This window comes from Streptomyces sp. NPDC002817, from assembly GCF_053592055.1.
The window spans coordinates 1-14,623 of the sequence record NZ_JBSFUY010000071.1; the positions used below are offsets into that span (position 1 = coordinate 1).

General features: G+C 67.8%; 15 protein-coding genes and 3 pseudogenes. 10 read left to right on the plus strand and 8 right to left on the minus strand.

What is annotated here, in order from left to right:
• The first annotated feature begins 214 nt into the window (after positions 1 to 214).
• Both istA and ACWD3I_RS48280 read left to right on the plus strand, forming a co-directional pair.
• Complete coding sequence (gene istA, locus ACWD3I_RS48275) at positions 215 to 1,753, plus strand: IS21 family transposase (protein WP_365412816.1); 1,539 nt, start codon at positions 215 to 217, stop codon at positions 1,751 to 1,753.
• A pseudogene (locus ACWD3I_RS48280) lies at positions 1,753 to 2,151 on the plus strand (ATP-binding protein); the annotation flags it as partial. The gene istA and the pseudogene ACWD3I_RS48280, both read left to right, overlap by 1 nt.
• Here the strand turns inward: ACWD3I_RS48280 and ACWD3I_RS48285 are convergent.
• A complete protein-coding gene (locus ACWD3I_RS48285) occupies positions 2,132 to 3,274 on the minus strand; it encodes a hypothetical protein (protein WP_451084439.1) in 1,143 nt (380 codons plus the stop codon). The pseudogene ACWD3I_RS48280 and the gene ACWD3I_RS48285 overlap by 20 nt on opposite strands.
• Before the next feature lie 436 nt (positions 3,275 to 3,710).
• Here ACWD3I_RS48285 and ACWD3I_RS48290 point away from each other — a divergent pair, with 436 nt between their 5' ends.
• Positions 3,711 to 4,274, plus strand: a complete 564-nt coding sequence (locus ACWD3I_RS48290; protein WP_365412814.1) for a DM13 domain-containing protein — start codon at positions 3,711 to 3,713, stop codon at positions 4,272 to 4,274.
• 214 nt (positions 4,275 to 4,488) lie between these two features.
• Here the strand turns inward: ACWD3I_RS48290 and ACWD3I_RS48295 are convergent, their stop codons facing one another.
• The gene (locus ACWD3I_RS48295; RefSeq protein WP_365412812.1) at positions 4,489 to 4,857 is read right to left on the minus strand and encodes a hypothetical protein; all 369 of its coding nucleotides are present in this window, start codon (positions 4,855 to 4,857) and stop codon (positions 4,489 to 4,491) included.
• An 82-nt stretch (positions 4,858 to 4,939) separates the two neighbouring features.
• Here ACWD3I_RS48295 and ACWD3I_RS48300 point away from each other — a divergent pair, with 82 nt between their 5' ends.
• Both ACWD3I_RS48300 and ACWD3I_RS48305 read left to right on the plus strand, forming a co-directional pair.
• On the plus strand, positions 4,940 to 5,419 hold the full coding sequence (locus ACWD3I_RS48300; RefSeq protein WP_365412810.1) for a hypothetical protein: 480 nt from the start codon (positions 4,940 to 4,942) through the stop codon (positions 5,417 to 5,419).
• Between the two features lie 215 nt (positions 5,420 to 5,634).
• Positions 5,635 to 5,877 (plus strand): annotated as a pseudogene (locus tag ACWD3I_RS48305) (transposase family protein); the annotation flags it as partial.
• A 73-nt stretch (positions 5,878 to 5,950) separates the two neighbouring features.
• Here the strand turns inward: ACWD3I_RS48305 and ACWD3I_RS48310 are convergent.
• Positions 5,951 to 6,154, minus strand: coding sequence for a hypothetical protein (locus ACWD3I_RS48310; protein WP_365412808.1), 204 nt, complete (start codon positions 6,152 to 6,154; stop codon positions 5,951 to 5,953).
• Positions 6,151 to 7,377, minus strand: a complete 1,227-nt coding sequence (locus ACWD3I_RS48315) for an RHS repeat domain-containing protein (protein WP_451084441.1) — start codon at positions 7,375 to 7,377, stop codon at positions 6,151 to 6,153. The genes ACWD3I_RS48310 and ACWD3I_RS48315 overlap by 4 nt, the downstream gene beginning before the upstream one ends.
• On the opposite strand from ACWD3I_RS48315, the gene ACWD3I_RS48320 reads away from it, so the two are divergent.
• Positions 7,344 to 8,525, plus strand: coding sequence for a DUF1996 domain-containing protein (locus ACWD3I_RS48320; RefSeq protein WP_365412806.1), 1,182 nt, complete (start codon positions 7,344 to 7,346; stop codon positions 8,523 to 8,525). The genes ACWD3I_RS48315 and ACWD3I_RS48320 overlap by 34 nt on opposite strands.
• A 611-nt stretch (positions 8,526 to 9,136) precedes the next feature.
• Complete coding sequence (locus ACWD3I_RS48325) at positions 9,137 to 9,571, plus strand: STAS domain-containing protein (RefSeq protein ID WP_451084440.1); 435 nt, start codon at positions 9,137 to 9,139, stop codon at positions 9,569 to 9,571.
• 197 nt (positions 9,572 to 9,768) lie between these two features.
• Here ACWD3I_RS48325 and ACWD3I_RS48330 read toward each other — a convergent pair.
• Both ACWD3I_RS48330 and ACWD3I_RS48335 read right to left on the minus strand, forming a co-directional pair.
• Positions 9,769 to 9,942: pseudogene (locus ACWD3I_RS48330) on the minus strand (helix-turn-helix domain-containing protein); the annotation flags it as partial.
• Between the two features lie 124 nt (positions 9,943 to 10,066).
• Positions 10,067 to 10,606, minus strand: coding sequence for a hypothetical protein (locus ACWD3I_RS48335; RefSeq protein WP_365412804.1), 540 nt, complete (start codon positions 10,604 to 10,606; stop codon positions 10,067 to 10,069).
• 411 nt (positions 10,607 to 11,017) lie between these two features.
• On the opposite strand from ACWD3I_RS48335, the gene ACWD3I_RS48340 reads away from it, so the two are divergent.
• Entirely contained in the window at positions 11,018 to 11,635 is a 618-nt protein-coding gene (locus ACWD3I_RS48340) for a uracil-DNA glycosylase (RefSeq protein WP_365412802.1), read from the plus strand.
• Here the strand turns inward: ACWD3I_RS48340 and ACWD3I_RS48345 are convergent.
• Positions 11,626 to 11,763 carry a hypothetical protein gene (locus ACWD3I_RS48345; RefSeq protein ID WP_365412800.1) on the minus strand — a complete coding sequence of 46 codons (138 nt, stop codon included), beginning with the start codon at positions 11,761 to 11,763 and terminating at the stop codon, positions 11,626 to 11,628. The two genes, ACWD3I_RS48340 and ACWD3I_RS48345, sit on opposite strands and share 10 nt — an antisense overlap.
• 148 nt (positions 11,764 to 11,911) lie before the next feature.
• Positions 11,912 to 12,433: a nitroreductase family deazaflavin-dependent oxidoreductase gene (locus ACWD3I_RS48350; protein WP_365412798.1), complete on the minus strand. Its 522-nt coding sequence runs from the start codon at positions 12,431 to 12,433 to the stop codon at positions 11,912 to 11,914.
• Positions 12,434 to 12,602: 169 nt separating this feature from the next.
• On the opposite strand from ACWD3I_RS48350, the gene ACWD3I_RS48355 reads away from it, so the two are divergent.
• Positions 12,603 to 13,691, plus strand: coding sequence for a PP2C family protein-serine/threonine phosphatase (locus ACWD3I_RS48355; RefSeq protein ID WP_365412796.1), 1,089 nt, complete (start codon positions 12,603 to 12,605; stop codon positions 13,689 to 13,691).
• 34 nt (positions 13,692 to 13,725) lie between these two features.
• Entirely contained in the window at positions 13,726 to 14,262 is a 537-nt protein-coding gene (locus ACWD3I_RS48360) for a MarR family winged helix-turn-helix transcriptional regulator (protein ID WP_365412794.1), read from the plus strand.
• Positions 14,263 to 14,623 lie beyond the last annotated feature (361 nt).

A 14,623-nucleotide genomic window follows, 5' to 3' on the forward strand; every position in this document is an offset into this window, starting at 1 on the left:
AGATCCTCACACGCCCCGAGCATCCATCGACGAGTGACGGAGCGTCACGAGCGCACAGAAGCATCGACCGGCTTCACGAGAATCTTGGATGAGCCTGACAATCTCCCCATAGGCGGCCACTTACCGCCCCACTGATGGCCACGGGATTCCCCACGTACGGCCAGATATCTCCCCGCTCGCATTGAACGTATCCCGCTCGGCGAGGCTCGGGCGGGTGAAGAACAGCAGGGAGATCATGGAGATCCTTGAGGCGTACGACCTCACGGGCAGTTACCGAGCCGCGGCCGAACTGACCGGCGTCGACCACCACACGGTGGCCCGCTATGTGAAGATGCGGGCCGCCGGCCAGCACCCCGACCAGCGCCGTCACCGGGCCCGCGCGATCGACGACTATCTGCCGAAGATCGAGGAACTGGTGGTCCGTTCGCACGGCAAGATCCGCGCGGACGTGGTGCACAAGAGGATCGTCGCGATGGGCTTCACCGGCGGGGAACGCACCACCCGCCGCACCGTTGCCGAGGCGAAAGCCCAGTTCAGGGCCGGTCGACGGCGGGTCTATCGGCCGTGGGTGACCGAGCCGGGGCTGTGGATCCAGTACGACTTCGGCGACGGGCCGACCATCCAGGGCCGCAAAACCATCCTGTGGTGCGCCTGGCTGGCCTGGTCGCGGTTCCGGATCGTGATCCCGATCTGGGACAAGACACTGCCGACGGTCACCTCATGCCTGGACGCGACGTTCCGCCGGATCGGCGGAGTGCCGGCCTACGTCCTGACGGACAACGAGAAGACGGTCACCACCGATCACGTCGCCGGGATCGCGGTCCGCAACCCGGAGATCGTCGAGGTCGCCCGGCACTACGGCACGACCATACGCACGTGTCTGCCCGCGGACCCGGAGACGAAGGGCGGTTCCGAGGCGACGGTCCGGATCGCGAAGGCCGACCTGGTGCCGAAGGACGTCAACCTGCGCCAGCACTACAAGACCTTCGGCGAGCTGGAGGCGGCCTGCCGGGCGTTCTGCGACGAGGTCAACTCCCGCACCCACAGGGCAACCCGGCGCAAGCCCATCGAGCGGCTCGCCGAGGAACGACAGCGGCTGCACCCGCTGCCCAGGCGGCCGTTCACCGCCGCGTTCGGGACCACCCGGCGGGTGAACTGGGAGTCCACGATCTCGGTCGAAGGGGTCCGCTACTCGGTTCCGCACGAACTGATCGACAACCGCGTCTGGGCCCGGTTCCACGGCGACGAACTGATCGTCACCGCGGTCGGCGAGGACGGCTCGGCCGTCGAGGCCGCCCGCCACCGCCGTGGCCAGCCCGGCACCCCGGTCCTGGACGACGCCCACTACCCGCCGCGGGAGAACAAGGACAACGACCGCACCCCGAAGGCGACTTCGGCAGAAGAGGCTGCCTTCCTCCAGCTCGGTCCCGGGGCAGCGTCCTGGCTGGTCGAAGCAGGGGCCAGTGGGGTCCGCCGGATCAAGGCGAAGATGGCCGAGGCCGTTGCCCTGTCCAAGCTCTACTCGGTGGCCGAGGTCGACCGGGCCCTGGGCACCGCCGCGGTCACCGCACGCTTCGCGGACAAGGACCTGCTGTCCATCGTCGACTACCAGGCCACACGCGAACACACCGAACCCGTCCGCCGCAGCGAGGAACACTCCCTGCAGCCCGGCACCTCCGCCTGGTCCTCCTTCGGCCTGCCCACCCAGCCCGCCTCCGACGTCTCCGAGCACGACGAAAGTGATCTCGCCTGATGGCCACCCCACTTCGCACCGTTCCCGGCACCAACGGCGACCCCCTTGCCGAGGCCATCGAGCTGACCCGGCGGCTCAAACTCCCTCACCTGCGGCGAGTGTTGGCCGACCTGATTCCCACTGCCAAGGCACAACGCTGGGACCCTGCCGAGGTCGTCCGCGTCCTGCTGGCCGAGGAAGCCGCCGGCCGGGACCGGGCCAACCTCCACACCCGCCGCAAGCGGGCCGGTTTCCCCACCGGCAAGACTTTCGGCGACTGGGACGAGACCAAGTCCGCCATCCCGCGACCCACCCAGGACGCCCTCAAGTCCCTGGAATGGATTGGGCGTCGGGAGAACTTCTGCATCTGCGGGCCCTCGGGCACAGGCAAGAGCCACTTCACCGAGGCCCTCGGCCAGCTGTCACCCTGGGTGACGGTGATGTGAGCGTGGTGCATGAGCCGGTCGACCGTCGCGGCCCAGGCTCTCGGCGCAGGGGTGTGGGCTGATGGCAAGGGGCCCTCGCACTCACGGTCCGGTAGCCCAGCTCGACGGACGCGCTCACTGAGGTTTCCACGGAGACGCTCGCCCCCACGCCGATGGGCTTGGCCGATGCCTCCACGCCCGCCGTGACGCCGACGGTGATCCCGGTGCTGAGGGCGAACTCCTCCCCCCTCTCCTTCGAGACGCCCTCCTCGACCGTCTGTGAGAGCTGCCCGCCGCCGGCGCCCCGGAAGTCGACGTGGCGGATGAGGTCGTACTGGCGCTTGCGCTGGATCTTGTAGAAGGGGGAGTTGGCCACCTTCCACGCCTCGGTGCGCGCATCGTCCTTGACCATGAAGTAGGGCACGGTCACGGTCCGGTCGGTGACGATCGCCTGGGCCGGGGGCGCGTTGTAGGACTCCAGCCGCAGTTCGGGGGCGTAGTCGGCCTTGTCGACGACGGCGGGCAGGTCCAGCACCCAGGTCACGTCCGTCGGCCCGTGCGGCGTGTCGGGGCCGCAGCTGAACGTGCCGGCGGGCAGGAACAGGTGCTCCTCGGTGTCGTCGAACGGATACAGCGGGGGCGTGATGGCCCACAGGCCCTTCCCGTTGCCGTTCGTCCGAAGGGGAAGGCGGCCGAGTTCCGCGCGGCGTACGTAGGGGCGTCCGTTGTGCTCCTTCTTCACGCACACGATGCCCATGGCGGAGGCGTCGGGCTTCTCCAACCCTTGCCCGGGCGCAGACATGTTCGCTACGTCTCCCAGGGTCACGTACCCGGCAGGCGGGACAGGGCGCCATACTTCGATCTTGAGGATGCCCAAGCCGGGGAAGCGACCCGCATGCTGGAAGTCGACGGGCGGCTTGAGCAGGTCCTGGTCGGCAGAGCGGTCCTGGACCATGAGCCCGGCGTACGTGCCTTGCCAAATCGCCACGAAGCCGCCTCCGACGACGCTTCCCAGTGTGCGCCACGGCCCGGTCCGGGACGCGGTTCCGGCATGGAACGAGCCGCTCCATTGGGTGGTGTATCCGATCTCCAGGTCGCCGTAGCGTTGAGTGATCATCTGATGGCCCCCTGTGGGGCATCCGGCAGCATTCCGTCACGTATCAGGCCCTTGCCGGCTCGGTCGTCGGTGTGTGGTCGGGCCGGCGGCGCCGGCCCTGCGCGAAACGGTCGGAGCGGCCTTTCGCATCGCGTGTGTTCCGATCGTCGGGCCTGCCGTCGGGCCACCGCTTGGCGGAACTCTGAGGCTTTTCTGAGGAGAGGCTGAGGGCAGGTGAAGAAGCCGATCGACGGCAAGGGCATCCAGGCCACCGTTCCAGCCGGTACATGGTCTTCGTGACCGGCGACAGGGAACGCCGGTCAACGCGTTCTAGGTGAGGGTGCCCTGAGCCGACGGAGGTTCCGGCCGCAGCGACGTAAGAGTCCCGTCATCGCTCCGGACGCCTGTGACGGCCGTACCTCCTCTTTAATGAGGACGGACAGGGAACTCTCAAGGGGTGAGGCGCGTGCGGAAGTTGCCGGGCAGGTCCTGGTTCATCGGGGTACTGGTGGTGGCTGTCGTCGGGGTCGGCTTCGGGCTGTACTGGTTCCAGCCGTGGAAGCTGTGGCAGGACGAGACGGTTCAGGAGGCGCTGCCCGAGGCCGCGGAGACATTCGCTCCTCCTGCGGCAGCGTCTTCCGGGGCGCCTTCCTCCGCGCCGTCCGGGCCACAGACGCTCGCGAGCGGTGAGCTCATCAGCCATGAGCACGCGACATCGGGCACGGTGAACCTCGTACGGCTGGCCGACGGCTCCCATGTCGTGCGGCTGGAGAACCTCGACACCAGTAACGGGCCGGATCTGCGGGTGTGGCTCACCGACGCGCCGGTGAAGGAGGGCACGGCCGGCTGGCGCGTCTTCGACGACGGGGAGTACGTCAGCCTCGGCAAGCTGAAGGGCAACAAGGGCAGCCAGAACTACGCCGTGCCCGAGGACGTCGACCTGCCCCGGTACAGCAGCGTCAGCATCTGGTGCGACCGCTTCGACGTCTCCTTCGGCGCCGCTGAACTCACCTCTGCCTGAGCGTGGTTCACGGGGCTGCTGCCGTGGTCTGGTACGGAGTCGGCTCCGGAACTGCTGCGCCGGGGCATGAACGCGCGCGGTCCGTTCGCCATGCTGCGGTCATGGGTGAACGAGCGCGGACGAGAGGTGTCTCCCGGCCCCCGCCTGTGTGCCCGCCGGCGCACCGTGCCGGTGCACTGGAGTTGCCGATATACGCGGCCGAGCGCCGTCGCTGTCACAACAGGTCCTCGATCCGCTGAGGCTCCTGGCGAGCGGCGTCCGGTTCGGCGCGCTCGCGGTCCAGGACCAGCAGGAGGAAGAGCCGTTCGTGGGTCCGGCGGGTCAGCGGGCGGATGAGGTGGTACTCGCTGTCGAGGGTGATCAGGATGTCCTCAAGCTGTTCCGGCTTGCGGCCGAGCAGCTTCAGGGCGGACAGATGCGCGCGTACGACATCGGTCCCGCCGTGTGCGGCCTGGTCCAGGTCAAGATCCTTGCTGTGGCTCGCGGTGCCGAGCGCCATGCGGCTGACGTAGTCGACGACTGTGACGCCCAGCGCTCCGTCGAGGCGCATCGCCCGGTTCAGCGCGACCCGGATGGTGAGCACGGCCCGTCCCCCGAAGAAGCCCTCCAGGTCGCGTTTGGCCAGGACACCGAGGAACAGGCCGAGAGCGCCGTAGGTGAGGGCGATGACGGTGAATCCGGCGAGGACGGCAAACCAGCCGCCCGCCGTCGGCCGCCAGCAGAACAGGATCGCGAGCGCTGTGTACAGGGCGATCGCGGTGGCGACCAGGCCGACGGCCAGGGGTCTTGGCGCCGATGAGGGTGGACTGGCGGTAGCCGGCGAAGACGAGACGCCGGTCGAAGGCGAGGGCCTTGCAGACGGCGTCGAAGACGACGAAACCGGCGATCATCGTGACGGAGTTGAGGCCCGCGGAGATCAGGGTGAGGTGGCCGCCGTCGACGTGCAGGACCTCGCCGGTTGCGTACAGCTTGAAGTCGAGAACCTCACCCGAGGCCAGGGCGTCCATGAGCACGTATCAGACAGGCACGAACAGGACGAGCAGCAGTCCGGCGGGTCGGTTGCGGGTCTGGTCGCGCACCGAGAAGCGCACGGCGGTGGGGAACTGCCCGTACAGGGGCCGCAGTTCGGGAGTGTGGGGCACTGACATGGTGCTCCTCCCTTGATGTCGCACGCGGCGTGAGCCGGCCGTCGGCCAGATCGGCCAGCAGGTCGAAGCGGTCCTGTCGAAGTCCGTTCAGCCGTCTGATCGTCACCTCTCCGCGGCCTTCACCCGCCGGATGGTTTGACGGTCCGGTAACGATCCGCTTCGGCGAACACCTGCACAGTGCAAGCGTTCATATGATCCATCATATGAACAGAGCCGACAAAGGCTACCGGGGCGCCGGCGGCACAGTCCGGATCCTCTACTGGGGCCGGTGGAAGACCCTTTCCACAGGTCAGAAGGCGGCGAACCGGTCCCACGCAAAGATCCGGGCCCTCGGGGAGCAGGCCATCGCCACCCTCAAGTCCTGGAGGCTCCTCCGCAAACTGCGGTGCTCGACCACCCGGATCACCACCCTTGTCCAGGCCGTCCTCACCCTCCATCTGGCCAGCTCAGAGTGAAGATGGAAAAGGCTCCTTGCTTCCTTGGTTACGTGGTGGCCCGACTCCGGCTTGAAGGGGGCCACCACACTTCCTACGGGATGGAGTCCAGGAACGGACGCCCGTGCGTGCGCATCTGCTCAATTACCCGTGCGTACACGGCGTTGTCCTCGATGAGAAGGGCCATGCGTGTGTTGATGTTGAAGATGGTACCCAATGCCGCTTTCGTCCTGAGGACAACCCAGCCCTCCTCGGAGCCGTCCCAGAGGTAGTGATACTCAGTGGCCTCGTCGGTCATTTGATTCGGCTCCACTCCGAAATGCCATCCTTTGTGAACGTCGTTACCAGTCCTCCCCAGCCGACTGGGACGATCTGGGAGGAACGCATAGGTGATCCTGCCATCTCGAAGGACTCCAGGAGTGCCCTGTCCGCGTCACTCGGCGAACGCTTCCCACGGGGATGGGTGTGGTAGACGAGGATGCTGTCTCCCGTGACGGGAACGCGCACCGAGCCGAACCGACCGGAGTAGAGGTAATACTGTCCCCCTGTTCCCTTGGGGCCGGGACCCAACTTGTAGACCACAGCGAACTCGACCCCGTGTTTGATGGTCAAGTTCTCGAGCTCGACCACGGTCGGACGACGCTCGAGGGCCGCTCCTGAGTAGCCCGGGAGGCCCTCACCTTTACGGGCCCCGTAGAGGAGCCTCGTGATGGCGCTTGTCGCGCCTTCCGCAGCGATGCCACCGGGGCTTACGGCCGCCCTGCGCCACCCCGTCAGACCGCCGATTCCGGTGACGGCGAGCAGCTGCGTGAGTTCGTCGGCGGCTTCGGCGTACAGGTCGGCGAGCGCGTCGCAGCCCTGCTGGCGGAGCATGGACTCGGCACGGTAGAGCCGATAGGCGGGGCGGACGGGCAGGTACTTGTCAAGGAAGGCCCCGGCGCCGCCGTTCTGTCCCGTGACGGCGTCCTGGGCGTCGCCCATGAATTCGAATGGTGCCTTCAGCCCCTGCAGAAAGCCGTTGCCGAAGATTTTCAGACCTTCGCCGAGACTGTCGACTTTGCCATTGCCGTTGCTGTCGCCCGGCACAGGTGTCCGAGCGCTCGGGTCGGTGTACAGCGTAGGTGTGTTGTTGGCGTAGGCGTAGGCCGAGACGTAGGGGCTATCGGGGTCGGGAGCCGCTGGGTCGGGGCGGTTGAAGCGGCCGGTGTCGGTGTCGTACTGGCGGGCGTGCAGGTCGAGGTTGCCGGTGGTGGTCTCGTAGCGGGCGCCCGTGTAGGCCGGGGTGCTCGCGGGTGCGCCGGTGGTGACCGTGTTCAGCACGCGGGTGCCGTACGAGTCGTAGGCCCAGCGCTGGTAGAGGGTTCCGGCCTTGTCGGTGACGTCGACCGGTGACCCTTGGGTGTCGTGGTGGTAGTAGAAGAGCGCACCGGCGCCCGTCTTGGTGGCGGTGGGCTGGCCGAGCGGGTCGTAGCGGTAGGACTGCTTGATTGCCCAGGCGCCGTCGTACTCGGTCGCCAGGATTCGCCAACAACGCGGTCATTGGTCCTCTGAAGGACAAGCGGGTCGCGACGATCGACCGGATCGCCATCACCATCGGCAGGGTGGGGGACAGGCCGCAGGGTCTAGAGTCGCTGGCCGCGTGCACGCTGCGCGCTTCCGGCAACCAGGGCGACAGCGGCGGCGGCCAGGAGAACGGTCAGGGACAAGAACAGGGCGACGGGCAGGGGCAGCCCGCTGGTGGTGGACAGGCAGGTAATGGGCCTGTCGCCGTTGACTTCGTCGACATCACCACGGTCCAACCCAACGTGACAACGCCCCGCGTGTCGCAGGAGGCATCCAGGGGGACCTTCACCACCCAGTGCGGTGTGAACGAGAACATGCTGTACAACAGCGACAACGTCATCGTGGCGCCCGGCGTGGACAACGGCGCTCATCACACGCACGACTACGTCGGCAACCAAGCGAACAACGCGTTCGCCGACAACGACGGCTTCGCGAAGGGCCAGACCACATGCCAGAACCAAGGTGACAAGTCGTCCTACTACTGGCCGGTCCTGCGGCTCCAGGACGGCACCGAGGAATTCGATGCCGGGCAACAGGGCGGCGGTGCCGAGGGCAATGCCGGCAAGATCCTCACCGCATCCGAGGTGACCCTGGAGTACGTGGGCAACGCGAGCGGCAAGGTCGTGGCCATGCCCAAGTTCCTGCGCATCATCACCGGTGACGCCAAGGCGTTCACCAACGGCACCGCGAACGCCAACGCGGCGTGGAGCTGCACCGGCTTCGAGGACCGTCAGCTGACGGACAAGTACCCGGTTTGTCCCCAGGGCAGCAGCTTGGTCCGGACCTCCAAGTTCCAGAGCTGCTGGGACGGTCAGAACATCGACAGCGCCAACCACCGCGCCCACGTCGCCTTCGCCGTCCCGAACACGGGCGCCTGTCCGAGTGGCTTCAAGGCCATTCCGCAGCTTGTGCAGCGTCTGGTCTACGACGTGGACGCACCCAGCCTGAACGACAATGGTCAGTCCAGCCCGTTCTACGCGGTGGACGGCTTCCCGGAGCAGATGCACAAACCGATCACGGATCACGGTGACTTCGTCAACGTTTTTGACGAGCAACTGATGAACGAGATGGTCCAGTGCATCAACACCGGCCGCCAGTGCCAGTGATGTCACCGTATTGAGCTCCAGCCCCGGCCCCCGGTGACTGCCGCCAAAGGCACACGCCGAGAGGGCGACGCGTCGGCGACGGATACACGCAATCCGTCGGCCCGGCACGTCGCGTTAGCCAGGTGCTCCTGGCCGGGGGAGCACCTCAACGAGAGCAGCGAGCAGAAGGCCGCTCTGAGCGTGTCCGGTGATCAAGCCGCCCCGCCGGGAAACTCCAAGATCCCCGACGGAGTCGCTCATTGTCCTCGGCGGGACACCACCATCAAGGCTTTCGCGGTCTTCGCGGTCTTCGCGAAACCGGAGCGGAACCCCTCGCACCGGCACGGGACGAGAGTCTCGGCGTCGCACTTACCGTACCCACAAAGACCTGCACCTCCGGCGGTCGTCCAACTGCCCCGCAGCGTGTGGATAAGGGCGGCAGGCCTGCTTCTGTGCACTGGAGGCATCCCCCGGGGCCGAAGGGGTGATCAAATCTTCGTGCCAAAAGTCTTCGGGCGGTTGAGGTAAGTCTTTGCCCTGTGCAAATATGGCAGTGTGGAGGCGTTGCTAGTGCTTCCTGGAGCGCCGGGAAGCCTGGTCGGCAACTGTTGCCGAGCCGTCCCGGAAAGCCGATGCCACCACCTCAGCCCATCCCGCAAGACGATGTGACAACCGGTGCCGCGCCGGTGGGTGACGATGAGTCGCCCCTGCAAGAGCCCCCGGACGCGGCTTTGCCGTATAGACTGTCCGTCCGCCGGGAGTTCGGAGGACGTCTCCCGCCGCGACTGGAGTTGCACCTCGCGGGAGAGCTCGATGCCGACACCGCGCCTGGACTCCGTGAAGATCTGGCCGTACTCGCCGCCCGTTCAAGCGGAGGACTGCTGGTGCTGAACTTGTCGGGCGTCACGTTCTGCGACTCCGCGGGCCTCTATACCTTGTTGGGCATTCGCCAGACCCTGCCATTGGCCGATATCGACGTGATCTTCAGCGGAGCCAGCGCGGCGCTCCGGGCCGCTGCGGACCGGGCCGGTCTGACCACCCACCTTGCTTTGGGGGACGGTTCCTGAATGCGGGCCGGGTGGATCCTCGCTGTCGAGCGGGGTGGTGTCCCGGCAGGTGGTGTAGCCGCGATCACGGCGAAGGCCTCGCTCAGGGAGCCCGCTCCAGTACCCGAATTGCGGAGCTCTGCTCCGCCCTGGCCGGTCAGTTCGCCCAGCGTGGCCTCGAACACGGCCAGGACGTATTCGTCGACCTGTTGACGTAGGCCGTCCTTCGAGTTGAAGTGGTGCAGCACCAGGCCGGCCGACGCTCCTGCGGCCTCGGCGGTCTGGCGCACGGTCGCCGGCTCCGGCCCGCGGGCGGCGAACCGTCGCAGGGACTCGTCGCGGATCATCGCCCGCGCGGTCCGATCGTCCGGCATTGAACGCGTGTACAGCATGGTGAATGAGTATTTAGTCAGTTTGTCCAGGATTGGTGGTGGCCGCTCTCGGGTCCGTCGCTGCCGGTCGTGCTCCGCCAGGGTGTGTCGGGGCTGTCGAGCCGGTGGCCACCGGCGGTGCGCGTCATCCGGCAGTGACCGCAGACGAGGACGGCGATGTGACGGCGGCTCCGGGTGGGAAGCGAGTGGTTGGGGACAGCTCCGGGAGTGGCTCCTCCAGCTGCTGCACGAGGGTGTTGTCCGGCGTGTTGTGGGGAGTGTCCGAGCTGGTGGACAGCCAGGACCAGGCCCCCAGGGCCAGGATGATCGCGGCAGCCGAGACGGCCACACGGCCTACGCGCCGGAGCTTGGCTCGGTTGTCCAGGTCCCGCCAGGCTGGTCCGGCCCACGGGTCGTCCGGCTGCCACAGGTCTCCGACCGCGTCCGTTTCGTAGGCGGCCGCCCCCTCGTGCGTGTGCCGCGGGCGCTGCTCCGACCGGTCGGTGTCGGCAGGGCGGGGGCGTCGCCCTGGTGCTCGTTCCCGGGCGGAGAGTTCTTTGGGGGCGGACCGGCGGATGGCTGCCTCGCTGTCCGTGAGGAACTTCAGCCAGATCTCCTCGGTGCCCGACGGCGTGCCATCCGGCTCTTCGGGCGTTCCGTTGCCGCCCGGCCCTTGAGTGGTCACGGTCCCCTTCCTTCATTGCTGTCCGCCGGGTTGTGGGCAGGGCCCGCTTCGCTGGTGGATGTGCAGCGTGGCTGCGTGGCGTCGGCAGTAGCCGACTCGATTCCGCGATCCATATCCTCCGTCGCCCTCAAGCGTCGAGGCTGTGTGGCGAGGTGCGGCGGTGGTCACAGATTGTTGGGCGGGGCCCGCCGACGGCCGGTGTGCCGTCCGCTTACCTTTGCCGCTGTCACTCCTTGTCGGAAGGCAACTGGCCGTCGGCTCGGCCCCAGGGTCGATCATTGCATGCTGCAAAATGAGATCGCCAGCCCTTCGGTCACATAGGGATGCCGATCGGGTGGCGGGGCTGTCAGTGGGCGTTGCCTCGGTGAGTCGACCGAACCAAGGACTTGGAGATTCGAAATGGTCAGACGTATGGCGGACGACGGGTTCCGTCACGAGCAGGACAGAGACAGGTGCGCACCGCATGTGCGCCCGATCAATGACATGGTCGACGAGCTGCGCGACCAGGACGGCCGCGGCTGGATGCCGTACGTGGCGCCCTGGCACGGAGGCGTGGAGGCGCGCGTGCTGTGCGTTCTCCGTGACCCCGGCCCCAAGACCCAAGACGGCACCGGTTCGGGCTTCCTCTGTGTGGAGAACGACGACGCCACCGCCGAGCGGCAGTGCACGGGCTTTGCCGAGGCCGGCATAGAGGCGCGCGACACCATGCCCTGGAACGCCTATCCCTGGTACATCAACCGCGCGCCGAACGCCGAGGAACGCAGGGCTGGGGTGACTGTTCTGGCTCGTCTGCTTGGCCTGCTTCCGCGCCTCGAAGTAGTCCTCCTGCAGGGAGTTGACGCCCAAGACTCCTGGCGGCGGCTGGGGAAGGCCCATCCACAGCTCGTGCAGCAGGGTGGCTACGAGGTTGTCAGCACTTATCACCCCGGTCGGCAAGCCCTGTGGTCGCCCGACCCCGCCGTCCGGGCCGCCCGGGAACAGCAGCGACTCGACTCCTATCAGCGGGTGGCGAAGCTGCTTCAGCGGTAGCTGTTGCGAAAACAGCGCCCGCAGCAGCGGTGGCCCGTCAGCGAGATTGCCGTGTCCGGTGCCTCCTTCTGGATCTGCTCCAGCATCATCTGAGTATGGCCCACGGTGATGGCGATGTCGGTCTTCATCCTTATCGAGGCGGACAACGGCGGCGTGCTTGTTCAGCACATCGCCCGTCCAGGTCACCTTCACCCTGGGTGGTGGGGGCTGGTAGGCATGCGGTTCAAGGGAACGCGATCATCGCGGGCCGGCGCCCGGGACACCTCGTCCGGGGCGTCACGCGCGTGCGCGTCCGTGCTGGCGGTGCCCGACGGCGGCGTCGAACCGGACGAAGGGGACGGCTCGGCCAGCGTCGCGGTACGAGGCCTCGCTGCCGTTGACGGGCAGCCCCATGTACGCGCACAGGCGGCGGGCGGTGCGGGGATGGCACCGGGCGTAGCCGGCCATGATCTCCGCGCCCTCGTCCGGCGTGAGGAAGTGTGCGGTGACGGCGTGCGGGCGGCTGCCGAATCGGATGAGGGTCTTCGGCTGCTCACGCAGGTTCTGGTACCAGTCGGCCTTCGGTCCGAATCCGGAGGCGACGGTCCAGCCCATCCCGGCGGCGTCGTACGACACCACTTCCAGGATCACCATGCGATCGAGGCCGCTGATCCGGCCGACGTGGTGCAGCAAGAGGAGGCGTTTCCCGAAGAGGAAGCCCAGTCCCGCGCGGAAGAACGGGATCGGCAGCCGTACGGCCAGGCGCCGCCATCCGGTGGGGAGTTGGGGACGGCGAGGTGCGGTGTCTCTGGGTGTCATGATCGCCTTCCGCGGGTCGGGAATGTCGGCTCTCGGCCTCGATTGGGTAAAGGACCGGGGTCAAGAATCGCCTTGAACACGCCACCTTTGCATAGTCTAAAGGTGGGGGAGGGGCGCCTGCAGGGCTTGAAGGCGGCTCTCGAGGGCCGCGACACAGCTGGAGTACGCCATGACCGACAACAACCCGCCGCCGAGCTCGACCGTGCTGTCCTGGATGCCCGCGGTGGTGATGGCGGTGGTTGCGGTGATGGACGTGGTGGCCGGACCGGGGGTCGGCTTCCTCCCGCTCGTGTCGCTCGGGCCCGCCTTCTCTGGACTGGTCGGGGGGTGGCGTCGTACGGCAGTGTTCGGACTCGTGGCGCTGGTGCTGTGCGTGGCCCTCGGACTGTACGACGGGCTCTTCGAGGAGCGACGGGGGTTCACCGCGCTGGCCTCGGTGGCTGGCGTGACCGGTGTCGGCATCGCGGCGGCGGTGATGCGCTCGCGTCGCGAGGGGGAGCTGGCGAATGTCCGGTCGATCGCGGAGGTGGCTCAGCGGGTGCTGCTGCGGCCGGTGCCGCTGACCGCCGGGCCGCTGCAGGCGGCGGTGTCGTACACCTCGGCGGTCGCGGAGGCGCGCATCGGCGGTGACCTGTACGAGGTGGTGGCCTCACCACACGGGATCCGGGTGATCGTGGGTGATGTGCAGGGCAAGGGGCTGGCCGCGGTGGAGACGGCCGCCGTCGTCCTCGGAGCGTTCCGGGAGGCCGCGCACGACGAGCCGGACCTGGTGAGGCTCGGCGAGCGCCTGGAGCGGAGCGTGGGGCGGGAGCTGGAGGGCGAGAAGTTCGTCACCGCAATACTCGCCGAGATCGGTGCACGACATGAGGCCGTCTTCCTCAACTACGGGCACCCGGCCCCGATGGTCGTGCGCCGGGACGGCGCCGTCGACTTCCCGCAGCCGCCCTTCTACGCTCTTCCGCTGGGGCTGGGCGTCCACGGGAGTGACGGCCCGAAGCCCTATCGGGTGGACTTCGCGCCCGGTGAACAGCTTCTGCTGTACACCGATGGTGTCACCGAGGCCCGCGACGAGGACGGCCGCTTCTACCCGGTTGATGAACGCTCGTACCTGCTGAAAGATGCCGACGCGCACCGGGCTCTGGAGGCCCTGCGCGCGGACCTTGCCCAGCATGCCGGCGGGCCGCCCCACGACGACGCCGCGATGCTCCTGTTGCGCTATCACGGTCATGGGGAAGGAAAATCTGTTCCCATCCCCTGAGTGAGCAGCGGCTTCGGCACGGTACAAAGGACTTATGCCGGAGCGTGAGGCCCCTGTGGGGGCGATGGATGATGTCGACGTGGTGACCCGTGCGGTGCTGACGGCTTCCAGGCTGCTGGTGGCGGTCTCCGCCCGCTCCCTCGCCGAGGTCGAGGAGCGGGTGACGCTCCCGCAGTTCAGAATGCTGGTGGTGCTGTCCACGCGCGGGGCCACCAAGCTGGTCACGCTTGCCGACCTGCTCCAGGTGGCGCCGTCCACCGCGATGCGGATGGTCGACCGGCTGATCGCGGCCGGCCTCGCCGACCGCCAGCTCAACCCCGGCAACCGCCGCGAGACCCTCCTGCAGCTCACCGAGGAGGGGCGCCGCACCGTCGCAGACGTCACCTCCCGGCGCCGCGCCGAGATCGCAGCGATCGTCGAACGGCTCAGGCCGACACAGCGCCTGGCTCTCATCGAGGCTCTCGCCGCCTTCAATGAGGCCGGGGGAGAGCCCCTCGTAGCGGCGCTGGACGATGCGGAACCGCACCCGCTGGGCTGGGCCGTGGACGTCCCGGTGGCCCGCGACGCCTGACAGGCCCGGCCCTGTCCATCTCGGAGACATCGTCTGTTCCCGCCGTCGGGTGAGTCGACTACCGCGGCCGAGTCTGCCTGGCCGGAAGAGCTGACCGGCAACTGGTGGCAGCGGTGGTGCGGGGCTGCCGTCCGGTTGCTCGAATCCGGAACGAATCGGGCACGCAGCTTGCCGGAGCTGATCCTTCCGCCCGCTGACAGGCCACGCGATGCTTCACGGGCCGCCGGAGCGAAGAGGCGACGGCGTATGCGGGGAAGGATCGGCGTATGAACCAGAGAGGGCTGCTCGGGTTGTCGCGGGGCGGCCGTGTCCACTTCGTTCTGGCGTGGGTGCTGTGCGTGGTGGCGCTGCTGCTCGTGGC